Source organism: Sporosarcina sp. AD_1 (assembly GCF_057373025.1).
Genome location: NZ_JBPVIR010000005.1, coordinates 39,031 through 51,096, shown reverse-complemented (window position 1 = coordinate 51,096; position 12,066 = coordinate 39,031). Strand labels below are relative to the sequence as shown.

11 protein-coding genes are annotated in these 12,066 nt (G+C 47.0%); 7 read left to right on the top strand and 4 right to left on the bottom strand.

The window, feature by feature from the left end:
- The first annotated feature begins 429 nt into the window (after positions 1-429).
- The 7 genes from ACSW3C_RS10910 to ACSW3C_RS10880 all read left to right on the top strand — a co-directional run bounded on the left by ACSW3C_RS10910 (position 430) and on the right by ACSW3C_RS10880 (position 6,460).
- Positions 430-1,134, top strand: a complete 705-nt coding sequence (locus tag ACSW3C_RS10910; protein ID WP_486562623.1) for a response regulator — start codon at positions 430-432, stop codon at positions 1,132-1,134.
- Positions 1,131-2,183: a sensor histidine kinase gene (locus ACSW3C_RS10905; protein ID WP_486562621.1), complete on the top strand. Its 1,053-nt coding sequence runs from the start codon at positions 1,131-1,133 to the stop codon at positions 2,181-2,183. The genes ACSW3C_RS10910 and ACSW3C_RS10905 overlap by 4 nt, the downstream gene beginning before the upstream one ends.
- Positions 2,134-2,907, top strand: coding sequence for an ABC transporter ATP-binding protein (locus ACSW3C_RS10900; protein ID WP_486562620.1), 774 nt, complete (start codon positions 2,134-2,136; stop codon positions 2,905-2,907). Before ACSW3C_RS10905 ends, ACSW3C_RS10900 begins: the two co-directional genes overlap by 50 nt.
- 15 nt (positions 2,908-2,922) lie before the next feature.
- Complete coding sequence (locus ACSW3C_RS10895) at positions 2,923-4,848, top strand: FtsX-like permease family protein (protein WP_486562619.1); 1,926 nt, start codon at positions 2,923-2,925, stop codon at positions 4,846-4,848.
- 235 nt (positions 4,849-5,083) lie between these two features.
- Positions 5,084-5,323, top strand: coding sequence for a helix-turn-helix transcriptional regulator (locus ACSW3C_RS10890; RefSeq protein ID WP_486562617.1), 240 nt, complete (start codon positions 5,084-5,086; stop codon positions 5,321-5,323).
- Entirely contained in the window at positions 5,313-5,663 is a 351-nt protein-coding gene (locus ACSW3C_RS10885) for a DUF2178 domain-containing protein (protein WP_486562616.1), read from the top strand. Before ACSW3C_RS10890 ends, ACSW3C_RS10885 begins: the two co-directional genes overlap by 11 nt.
- A 104-nt stretch (positions 5,664-5,767) precedes the next feature.
- Positions 5,768-6,460, top strand: coding sequence for a Pr6Pr family membrane protein (locus ACSW3C_RS10880; RefSeq protein ID WP_486562614.1), 693 nt, complete (start codon positions 5,768-5,770; stop codon positions 6,458-6,460).
- Positions 6,461-6,643: 183 nt separating this feature from the next.
- Here ACSW3C_RS10880 and ACSW3C_RS10875 read toward each other — a convergent pair whose 3' ends face one another.
- The 4 genes from ACSW3C_RS10875 to ACSW3C_RS10860 are packed head-to-tail and all read right to left on the bottom strand — an operon-like array spanning position 6,644 to position 11,924.
- Positions 6,644-7,156 (bottom strand): DUF2179 domain-containing protein, encoded by a 513-nt coding sequence (locus ACSW3C_RS10875; RefSeq protein ID WP_486562613.1) that lies wholly within the window; start codon positions 7,154-7,156, stop codon positions 6,644-6,646.
- Between the two features lie 24 nt (positions 7,157-7,180).
- Entirely contained in the window at positions 7,181-8,311 is a 1,131-nt protein-coding gene (locus tag ACSW3C_RS10870; RefSeq protein WP_486562611.1) for a M24 family metallopeptidase, read from the bottom strand.
- A gap of 32 nt (positions 8,312-8,343) precedes the next feature.
- Positions 8,344-10,392, bottom strand: a complete 2,049-nt coding sequence (locus tag ACSW3C_RS10865; RefSeq protein ID WP_486562610.1) for a CocE/NonD family hydrolase — start codon at positions 10,390-10,392, stop codon at positions 8,344-8,346.
- Positions 10,393-10,421: 29 nt separating this feature from the next.
- Positions 10,422-11,924 carry a BCCT family transporter gene (locus ACSW3C_RS10860; protein ID WP_486562609.1) on the bottom strand — a complete coding sequence of 501 codons (1,503 nt, stop codon included), beginning with the start codon at positions 11,922-11,924 and terminating at the stop codon, positions 10,422-10,424.
- Positions 11,925-12,066 lie beyond the last annotated feature (142 nt).

Here is a 12,066-nt window from a genome sequence, read left to right as displayed (position 1 = left end):
ATTGTCAAAGGCATTCAGCGCGAAATGGAGTGTTTATTAAACAGCTGATTAGCGCGCGGATGCAAAGAGCCGCCGTTCATCACGTCACCCGCGCATAAGGGGTGCATAGCCGCGCATAAGCCAGGGTCACCCGCGCATACAGGGGGCGTAGCCGCGCATAAGGCAGGGGCACCCGCTCATACAGGGGGCTTAGCCGCGCATAAGCCAGGGTCACCCGCGCATACAGGGTACGTAGACGCGCATAAGTTGCGGTCATCCGCGCATATCGAGCCCATAGCCGCGCATACGGGTTCTACACCCGCGCATACCCAGAGCCATCCACACACCTCCACCAATTCCGAAGCATAAAAATCCATCACCTTACAGAGACAACGGGCGGAATTTCCACTTTTGAGGTATAATCAACAGAGAGTGAGAGGGGGAGGAGCGATGGAAAATCACCGTATTTTCATCGTGGAAGATGATAAAAAGATTGCGGGGCTGCTCGCTGAGACGCTTCGCAAGTATCAATACGATGTAGCGATTGTTGAGGATTTTGATAATATTGTCGAGGAGTGCGGCGCATTTGAACCGCATCTCATTTTATTGGATATTAATTTGCCATCGTATGATGGATATTATTGGTGCCGCCAGTTGAGGCAGCATACGACGTGCCCGATTATTTTCATTTCCGCGAGGTCGGGGGATATGGACCAGGTGTTTGCGCTGGAGAATGGCGGCGATGATTTTATTACGAAGCCGTTCCATTATGAGATTGTGCTGGCGAAAATCAGGAGCCATCTTCGCAGGTCGTTTGGGGAGTATGCGCCGAATCAATCGGAGCGGACGGTGAAGCAAGGGATGCTGACGTTGTTTGTGGAGCGCATGGAGTTGCATTTGCGTGATTTGGTCATTCCTCTGCAGAAGAAGGAGTGTGTCATACTCGAATTACTGCTCGATGCGTCGCCGAAGGTCGTGTCACGTGAAACGTTGCTCGAGGAGTTATGGGATGACCAGTCGTTTGTTGATGAGAACACACTGAATGTCAACATGACGCGGGTGCGGAAGAAGCTCGGGGATTATGGCGTGAAGTCCACCATTGAAACGGTGCGCGGCTCGGGATACCGGCTGCTCGTCGCGCCGGAGGAAGCATGAGACAAGTATCGTTATTTCTTCGGGAGCATATGCCGCTTCTCGTTTTTCAGCTACTGCTCATAGTGTTCATTTTGCTGCTTTATTACTTAGATGGGTTCCGGGGACTCAATACGGCCATCTACTCGATTATTATGAGCTTTTTGCTGACGGCGGGCTATTTAGGTGGGAAGTATATCATGCGGCGTTCCTTTTACGCATCGATCACCCGGAAGCCGGAAAAGATGGAGGACGCTTTGATGCGCTATGTTCCATCACCGGAGCAGCGCCAGACGATCCGTTATATGCGCAATCTTTATAGCCTTTATCAAAATGAAGTGCAGTCCTTGTATGCCTCCCAGCATCGGCAAATTCATTTCATGAATCAATGGGTCCATCAGATGAAAACGCCGATTTCCGTCATCGGACTGTTGCTTCAGGAAGAAGGGGAGCTGGACAAGCGGAGTGTGGCGGAGGAGATTGACAAAATTCGTCTCGGCTTGGATGCCGTATTGATGAATGCACGGTTGGAAACGTTTGAAGAGGATATGCGCATTGAACAGGTTGGCCTCAAAACGCTTGTTCAAAAGGTTGTGAATGAACATAAGAGGCTCTTTATTACGAACGGGGTTTTCCCGGTCATTCGCATTGATGACAGATTTACAGTGGCAACTGATGCCAAGTGGATGCATACGATCATTTCGCAATTCATTACGAATGCTGTTAAATATACGTTTGAAGAAGGAAAGAAAATTCATTTCACTGCGGAAGCAGGAGAAGCGGGAATTATGCTGAGTATTCGGGATGAAGGGATCGGCATTCCCGCATCCGATTTGAAACGGGTGACGAAAGCCTTCTTTACCGGAGAAAACGGCCGGTTGACAGGTGAGTCGACTGGGATGGGCCTTTATATCGCATCAGAAGTGTGCGGGAAGCTGGGACATCCACTGACAATTGAATCGGAACCTGGAGCCGGCACGACGGTCAGCGTCCTATTTAAAAACGGAGAGGCAGGTGAGATGGATGACAGCACAGAGGATCGTGGAACTGACGGAAGTGACGAAGATCTATGAAGGCAAAGTCATGCATCGGGCATTGAACCGCCTTGATTTCGAAGCAGAAGAAGGGGAGTTTGTCGCAATCATGGGACCTTCCGGCAGTGGGAAGACGACGCTGCTCAATCTTATCTCGACAATTGACCTGCCCACGTATGGCAAGCTTGTCGTCAATGGGATTGAACCGGAAGCACTCAGCCAGAATGAACTTGCTTTGTTCCGGCGACATAATTTTGGATTCGTTTTTCAAGACATCAATTTGCTGCACATGCTGACCGTCGAGGAGAATATTGTCCTGCCGCTTACTTTGGACGGACTGCCTTTGCATGAGATGGAAAGGCGGGTCAAAAAAATATCCGCCCAGCTGCATTTAAAAGAGATTTTGAATCGCAGGCCGGATGAGCTGTCAGGCGGCCAAGCCCAGCGGACTGCGATTGGACGGGCGCTCATCCATCAGCCGAAAATGATTTTGGCGGACGAACCGACCGGAAATTTGGATTCGAAATCGGCGAAGGACGTGCTCGAACTGCTCAGCCATGTGAATGAAACCGAGCGAACCACGATTATTATGGTGACGCATGATCCGATTGCGGCCAGTTATTGTGACCGGGTGCTGTTTATAAAAGATGGGGAGTTTTTCAATGAAATCTACAAAGACGAGCGGCGTCAAACGTTCTTCCAGCGCATCTTGAACGTCTTGTCACTGCTTGGAGGGAACGTCCATGATCTGCGGACGCTGTGATCGGAGGGAGACAGCTTGAATTTCCGCCAATTTGCGTATCGCAACGTCATCCGGAACCGCCGGATTTATGCCGCTTTTTTTATGGCTAGTGTTTTTTCAGTTATGGTCTTTTTCCTTTATTCGATGCTATTGTTCCACCCATCCATCGAAAATAGGTTTCTGCAGGAAATTGCACTCGTCGGCATGGGAGCGGCAGAGCTGATTCTATTCATCTTCACGCTCTTTTTCCTGTTCTATTCGATGCGGGCTTTCTTGCAGGCGCGATCAAAAGAGTTCGGCATCCTGCTGCATCTCGGTATGGAAAAAAGGCAATTGCACCGCCTCATTTTCATTGAAACGCTGATCATTGGAGTCGGGGCGATTTTAGCGGGAACATTTTTAGGTTATATGTTCTCAAAGTTCTTTTTCATGGTCGTAAAGGAAATTGTTCTATTGCCGGCATTGCCGCTTTATTTATCCTGGAAGCCATTCGCGCTGACAGTCGGGGCTTTTTTAAGCCTGTTCATTATCATTTCATTGTCCGCTCCTGTTTTTATCCGGACAGGACGGGTGGAGGAACTGATCCGCGGTGAAATGGCAGAGTTGGGTTCACACGGCTTTTCCACAAAGAGGGCCATTTTCGGTTTGGCCCTGCTCGGCGTTTCTTACTGGGCGGCGGCATCCACATCCAACTCCATCGTCATCGGTTTGATTTTTCTTCTGCCGCCGCTTGCGACAATCGGAACGTATTTCTTCTTTACCGATTCGCTACCGTTTCTGCTGCATCTGTTCAGGCGGCGTAAAAAGTTTTATTGGCGCCATTTCTGGCTGCTCTCGGTCTCGGAAGGGGTCGTCCGCCTGAAGGAGAACGCCCGGATGTTCTTCATCGTGACAATCGTATCGACGCTCGCGTTCATGTCTGTCGGCATCTTGGCTTCACTGACCTCCTTCGCGTCCCAGTATCGTGAAATGAATCCGCTTGGCCTCGTCTATCACAGTTTTCCGGGGAATCAAATGGAACAGCGCCATGTCGCCGAACTGATCGAGGAGTTGAAAGACAAGCAGCTTGATTATACACTGGTACGAATACCGATCATTGAGCAAACATCATCATTCACTGAGAATCGGGTCTCCATATTAAAACTGTCCAACGTCAATTTGCTTGCCCAGTCATTCGGCTACAGCAAGATTGACTTATCCAAGGGCTATGCGATGTTCCTGCCGCCTTCTGCCTCTTCGTACGATTTTTTGAAAAAGCGGACGGTCGAGACGACGTTGAAGGAAACCGATATTACCATTCAAATCGAAGGGGCGTACCCGTTTCAAGTGTTTCCCTCAAACGCTATTGGGACAAACGCCATCATTTTGAATGACAGTGATTTTGAGAAAATCATCATGCAGGATATCGATCCGGCTTCGGTCTATTATGCATTCAATATTCCGGACTGGCAAAATACGAAAGAGGTCGGCCTGCAGATTAATCGATCCATTTCGGAGTCCTTTATTACAGGGACCATTCAGCATCTGCCGTATAAATTTGACAACCCGGGTGCGAACTATGCAATTATCCGCACGACGTTCTCGTTGCTGTTATTTGTCGGTCTGCTGCTCGCGGGCGTCTTTTTCCTGGCGGCAGGGAGCTTTATCTATTTCCGGCTGTACACGTCGCTCGAACGGGACCGCAAGCAGTTTGACGTGTTGCGGCGCATGGGAATTACGGACAAGGAATTCAAACGGATTGTGAACCGGCAATTGATCCCGCAGTTTTTCTTCCCATGGGGCGTCGCCTTCGTGCATAGTTCGTTCGCGTTTCTTTCCCTACAAGTCATCTGGGACGCTTTGGCGGAAATTTCGATTGTGAAAGAACTGCTGCTCGTGCTTGCGGGTTTTACGCTTATGCAGATCATTTATTTTTACTTAATTCGCTGGCGCTACTTGGCGCATATTAAGGCATCGGCATAAATGCCGGTGCTTTTTTCAAGGCAAAAATTAAAGCGGGCCAACTGTCGCTATATATAGATGCAAGATCAATATGTGAACCTGACGGAACTAATATTTCGTCAGTTTTTTTCTGCATTCTAACAATGAATGATTAAATAATGTAAGATAAAATAAAATTATTTTGTTATTTTGTATAAGTATACTTTACTTTTATTAAAACTAAGTTTATACTTTGGTTCAAGAGGTGGTAATAATCATGAAGAAAGATTTTGGTGATTCGATATCCAATAAGGTGTATGAATACCGTGTGCTTGCCAGATTATCGCAGCAAGAATTAGCAAAGCAAGTCGGGGTTTCCAAGCAAACCATCTTCGTCATGGAAAAGGGAAATTATGTTCCAACGCTGCTGTTAGCTTTTAGAATTGCTAATTTTTTTGAAGTTGATGTAACAGATATCTTTACCTATTTGAAAGGAAATGATCAAAATGGAAATTAAATCTCTATCAGATATCCCTGCCGCAATTTTTTACCCACTAAAGTCTTGGGCAGAACAATCGACGGGAAATTGGAATATTCTCGTGGGGATTGGTTTTTTGGTGATGATGGGCAGTGCAATCATCATATTGCTATTAAGCATGAAAATGGGTACTAAAGATGAACGGACAAGTAAAATCTCTATGAGAAGCGCTTACTATATGTTGGGCGTAATTATTCTTTGTGATTTGATTTTTCCTAAAGAATATATGTGGAATATCTTTTTCTTGTTTAAATATGGGCTGGCATTTTTAGCAGGTGGGATTTACCTGGCCGTCCAATATAAAAGGGACTTTTTATAAGGGATAGTTAAGGAAAGAGCCAGAAGATGAGTGGAGGATTATATGGTGATGAAAAATAAGCTAACGAAGCAATACAGTAATTCAATTGTCATATGGGGTGAATTATGACTGGAAAAATTTCAACAGAAAGTCTTAGATACTTAAAATTATTGCTGCATACTATGATAGCTGTAATAGGAATCGTTAGTGTACCATTACATATATTTTTTTCACCAGAACCAAGTATTTCGATCACGAAGTTCACGATTCATTCTAATATCATTGTTGCGATAATCTTTGTAGTTAGCATATATACTCTTTCGGTAAAGAAAAAAGAAAGTCGTATGTTGGACTTGTGTAAAAATGCAGCCCTTATCTATATGATGGTCGTTTTATCTACTTATCACTTTATACTTTCAAGTGGTGGAGAATACAGCGGGATTCGGGTCACTACAAACTTTACATTGCATTACCTAATTCCAATTTTAGTCTTACTAAACTGGATGATCTTTGAAGAGAAAAAGTGGTACAGCTATAAATTAATCATCGTTTGGTTAGCCTTTCCCATACTTTATGGCGGTGTATCATTACTGAGAGGAATGTATGATGGATTCTATCCTTATTTCTTTCTAAATCCGAATGGTCATATTCCTGAAGGAGTCGGCAGTTATACAAATGTAGCATTAATAATAGCAGCCTTCACTTTAGTGTATTGCGTGCTTGGTTTTGTATTAATAGTCATAAATAGAGTTCTAGTGAAATGTAAAAATGAAAAGCTCTTGCAAAATACTAGAGAAGTAAAAGGGGGCCTTCATTAAGTAGGAGCTACCTCCCTTGGACACGAAGGAGAAGGGAACTGTCCTATAGCAATCAACCGCTTAGCGTGTGTCGGCTAAGATACAATTTAAAAAGCCACTGATCATCGTTTAATGAATGATGATCAGTGGCTTTTTCTAATCGGACAAATACCAAAGCGTTTCAGTCATAAGATTTTCCTAGGGTTATCGTAAATTCTTCACGAGAAAACCGCCATTGAATGTGGTCGGTTCATAAGAAATGATAAACGCCTTCGGCTCAATTTCCAAAATCGTGTTACGCAGCTTCTGTTCATCTTTACGCTTGGCCAGCACTTTCATGACGAGACGTTTTCCATCTTTGCCATCCGCAAACCAGGATGTGACGCCATAGTTCTTTTCTCGCAACAGGCGGCAAATGGCCATGTCATTGTCGTTGACGACCACTTCAAAAACGGTATAACCAAGTGCCAGTTTCTTCTCAATCTTACTTCCGACGTAGACACCAAGACCCCAACCAAAACAATAGGCAGCAATATTAATCGGCTTATCGAGGTTGTCGAGTACGAGCGTCAGTCCCATCAAGTAGACAAACACTTCTGCCATGGAAACGAAAGATGCGATGACCCGCAGTCCTTTAAAGGTAAAAAGGACGCGAAGCGTAAATAAAGACACATAGACCAAATTAATCACAATGATGGTAACAATCATGGATAACATATGATTCCCCTACTCTATAAATGGTTAGAACAGCATACTTGCAAAATCACGGGGATAGGCAGTAATCGAAAAGCTGCCATTTTCCGTTATGATCACTGTGTCGGAATGTCTGAAGCCGCCAACGCCTGGCACATAGATACCCGGTTCGATTGTGTAAACCATCCCTTCTTGCAAAATCAATTCATTATCGAATCGCAAATACGGTTCCTCGTGTTCGGATAAGCCGAGGCCATGGCCTGTTCTGTGCTGAACGTACTCCCCATAGCACGCTTTCTCGAAAACTTGGAAGGTCGCGATGTCCACATCTTTCGCGGAGATCCCCGGACGGATCATTTCCATGCCGACCTGTTGTGCTTCAATCATCAGCTTGAGGAGATCTTTCTGTTTCTCTGTCCCGTTGCCGATCATAAACGTCCGCTCATTCTCCGCGCGATAATTATTGAACCACACTTGGCGGCTATGCACAACAACATCCCCGTCTATGAATTTCCGCGTGCTGGAATACAAGTGGGGCATTTCACTCCGCTGTATGCCGGAACACGTCCAGTCCGCATAGCCGATCAATTCGTCCGGATAGTCCCGGGAGGCTATTTCGAGAAGCAGCCGGTCTCCATACGAATCAAATTCGAGCTCGCTGACGCCAACACGTGCATGTCGCAGCGATTCGCCGATTGCTAAGTCAGACAAGGAACCGGCGATCTTTAAAAGCTCTATTTCCTCGCGGTCTTTAATCGAACGCATTTGCGTCAGCTGATTGCCAATATCGACGAGTTGAAAACCCATTTCCTTCAATCGTTCATAGACAGAAGCGGGCAAGACTGCCGCTTCCATGCCGATCGTACATGGAGCAGGGTATGACTTCAGGACGCTGGTCAAATGTTCTTCGTATGTCAGCGGCTTTTCGCGAGAGGCATATTGCTCATAATAGACGTACGTCCGGTCGACCCTCGCTTTTTCTGCTGCATGCGCTTCTTCTAATGCCGGAATAATGAGCTGGATTTCTTTTTCATCAATTAGCGTCACAATTGGCCGCGAATAGGAGATGGCTCGGAACCCGGTCATGTAAAATTGATTATCCGGGTCCCAAAGTAACGCCACATCGATATGCCGAGCATCCAAATAACTTCTGAATTGATGAATTCTTCTTGTTAACACGGTATGACACCTCGACTCAACTTATTGCCTTGTTAGACAAAGTCCCGGGGAACTTCCTTTTTCCAAGTGCGATTGAAAACTTCAGTGTCTCCTTCATAGGCGATCACTTGATTGAACAGATAAAAATTCTTCTCATCTGCTGTCATGACGCTTTTCGTTTCTAGGCTCGTCTGCCAATCATCCCGGCCGACTGTCAAAGTCCAGTCACATTCTACCTTCGCAGAAAGCGGATTTCCTTCTTCCACTGTATAAACGTTGCGGTTCGTACTGCCGTATTCAATTCCATTGATATGCAGCTTTCTTGCGCCTTCGTCGGAGAAATCATCAAGTGTCCAAACGTTTGAAACGACGTCATGTGAAATGACACGGGTCCGTTTCGCTTCTCGTAAAATATCCTTTTCCAAGACGGCTGCTGTTTCCGGCTGTTGGAACGGTTTTAATTCCAGATCGATTGCCTTTGGCTCACGGACAGGCAGCGAAAGGAAGGTATTATCTGATGGATAGATCGTGAGCGTCGCTTCTTCCGGCGATGGCCAAGCGTGCGGCCAATATGTCGGAGAAACGGCTAATTGCCAGCGATGTCCTTTTTCGAGCTTATGGCCGATGGCGTTCATTTCAACGGTAATCATGTACTTTTTGCCAGGTTCCAACGCTTCCGGGAATTCGTGGCTGTTGCGATGAGTTAGATTTAATAACCCCCATGTGACACGTGTGGACGAACCATCTGGCGCGACGTCATTTAGCCGTACAGATAACAGCGCATTCGGTTTGTCGGAAGACAGTTCTGCTGTAAACGCTGGGTGCCCTAGGATTTCGACCGGATTTTCGACCGGCTCGGAATCAAATACGACCGCATAGCCATTTTCGTTCCGCTGATCACCTGGCAAGTCACCAGGCTGGCCGAATGGACAGAAAACACCAGCATGCAGGCCGTGCTGCTGGACACTTTCAACGAGAATCGGTTCCGTTTCGACCGCTTCAGTAAGAAGGTCAGCACCTTTGACGTAATAACGTGTATCACATAACTCTGCTGGCGGCCATTGTTCTTCCGCTGCCCAATGTCCCGGCCGAACGAAATAATCGGTTTGCGGAGGGACGCTGTCTTGAATCCACGCTCTCACCATCGGCTCGTCCATAATTCCGGTATCGATGCCTTTCAGCCAGTGGTCCCACCAGCGGAGACATTCTTGAAGGAAGCCGATCTGCGGACCGGGAACGGCCATCTCAGGATATTCATGTGCCCATGGGCCGATCAACCCTTTGCGAGGGCCTTTCAATCCTTCCAATAAACGCGGAATGGCATTCGTATAGCCATCCGCCCAGCCTCCGACTGCATAGACCGGAATGTCGATATCATCATAGTTTTCACAGACGGAACCATGCTTCCAGTACGCATCACGGCGCTGATGCTTTACCCATTCTTCCACGTAAGGCGGCGTCTTCTCAAGACGGTCCAGCCAGTTGGCGCGCCATGCCTCACCGACCACTTCGGGATCAGCAGGGCGGGCATTGTAGGCGAGCATCGTCGAAGCCCACCACAGCATATCGGAAGCGAGCATTGCGCCGCCTTTGTAGTGAACGTCGTCCGCATAGCGATCATCCGTCGAGCAGAGCGTGATGACAGCTTTTAATGCGGGATGGCGCCGGGCTGCGACTTGAAGACCGTTGAAGCCGCCCCAAGACTTGCCAATCATGCCAATGCCACCTGTAAACCAAGGCTGCTCCGAAATCCATGTGAGCACTTCCAGCGCATCGTCCTGTTCCTGTTTCAAATATTCATCGTATAAGATCCCTTCGGAATTGCCTGCTCCGCGCAAGTCTACGCGGATGCTCGCATAGCCATGGCCTGCAAAATACGGATGGCGCAAGGAATCACGAAGTGCCGTGAAATCATCTTTCCGGTACGGAATATATTCTAAAATTGCAGGGACCGGATGTTGCTCGGCATCCTCTGGCAGCCAGATGCTGACGGACAGGCGAGTGCCGTCCGACATCGGAATCCAACTGTTTTTAATTTCTTTCACTTGTTTCGGAAACTCGGTACGAATGACGCGATTTGATTCACGAACGTTAAAAACCATTCAGAAAACCTCCTAGGTGTTTTGGTTCCTTATTGTTTTGGAAAATCTTCCTTCAGCCATCTGAGCAGTGACACGATCAGCAATAGATAAAAGATGTAAATCGGCACAGATACGACGACTGCAGAAGTTTGAATGACCCGAAGCCCTCCAATGAGAAGCAGCGAGATCGACAGTGCAGCCAGGATCGCTCCCCATACCATCCGGTGCCATCTGGCAGGCTCTTGTCCTTCCTGCAATTCTTTTGTAGCGATTGCGGATAGGATGTACGTGGCCGAGTCCATCGATGTCGATAGGAAGATAACGGCCAAGATAACAAAGAAAGGCAAGACGATGGCACTCAACGGTAGTGACTTTAAGATGGCAACAACTGCCGCCGGTCCGCCGCTATCGGCCAATATATCTTTCACAGAGAGAATATCTTGCAGCTGCAAGTTCATCGTATATCCGCCGAAAACCATGAAGAATATCCAGCCGCCGATAGAACCCCAGAGAAGCATATGGGTAATCAATTGACGGATCGTACGTCCTTTAGAAATTCTGGCAACGAATAGTCCCATGAACGGAGCGGTTGCAGCGAACCATGCCCAGTAGAATACGGTCCATCCTTGCGGGAATCCGCCTTGATTGATCGGATCGGTATAAAAGCTCATCATGAAGAAGTTTTGCACCATCATGCCGAAGCTATTGGTGAAGTACGTCAGAATGAACAGCGTTGGCCCGGTAATAAAGACAAACACGGCGATCGCCAAGGCAAGATACACATTGATGTCGCTCAAACGGCGGATCCCTTTATGAAGCCCTAAATAAGCGCTTGCCGAATAAATGATTGTAATACAGATGACGATAATCGTATCTAACATAATCGTTTGCTCTAAACCGAAGATACTGCCGACTACGGCGGACACCATCGGCACTCCGAGGCCAAGTGATGTACCAAGCCCGCCGACAAGACTCCAAATGACAAGAATGTCGATCAACTTACCAAGCCATCCATCGGCATATTTCCCGAGCGCACCGCTCAGCGCCACACTCATTTTTAGGGATGGCCGTTTTTTAATGAAATACGAGTACGCGATGACGACGGTTGGAAAAGCATAAAGGGACCAAGCGGATATCCCCCAGTGGAAGAGCCCGTATGTCAACGCCCACTCAGCCGCTTCATTGCTTCCCGGCTCGATGCCAAATGGAGGTCCGGTAAAATAAGAGATGGGTTCGATCATCGACCAATACATAATACTTGTTCCCATGCCCGCGGTGAACAGCATCGTTCCCCAGCTGAATGTGGAGAATTCCGGCTTGCCTTCACCTAATTTGATTTTCCCGTACCGGCTGAATGCCAGCCAAATGAGCAGGATGAACAGGCCAATCGTCAAAAATTGAAAAGCCCAGTCCATTTTATATGTGATCGCTGTCATTAAGCCATCCAGGTAAGGTTCTGCTGTTGACCTGTTCATGACAAGTAAAATGGTTGCCGCCAAAATGACGACGATAGATGCCCAAAAGATAAATGGGTCGATTCGAACTTTTTTCATGCTTCCACCCCTGTTGTTTATGGATTTTTCACTATTTTGGTAGCGTTTTCAAAAAGCACACTACAACTACTATGCCCATCTATGAAAACAAAAACCAGGTTTGAAACTACTGTAGTTATTGATTGCCAAACGTCTGACAATC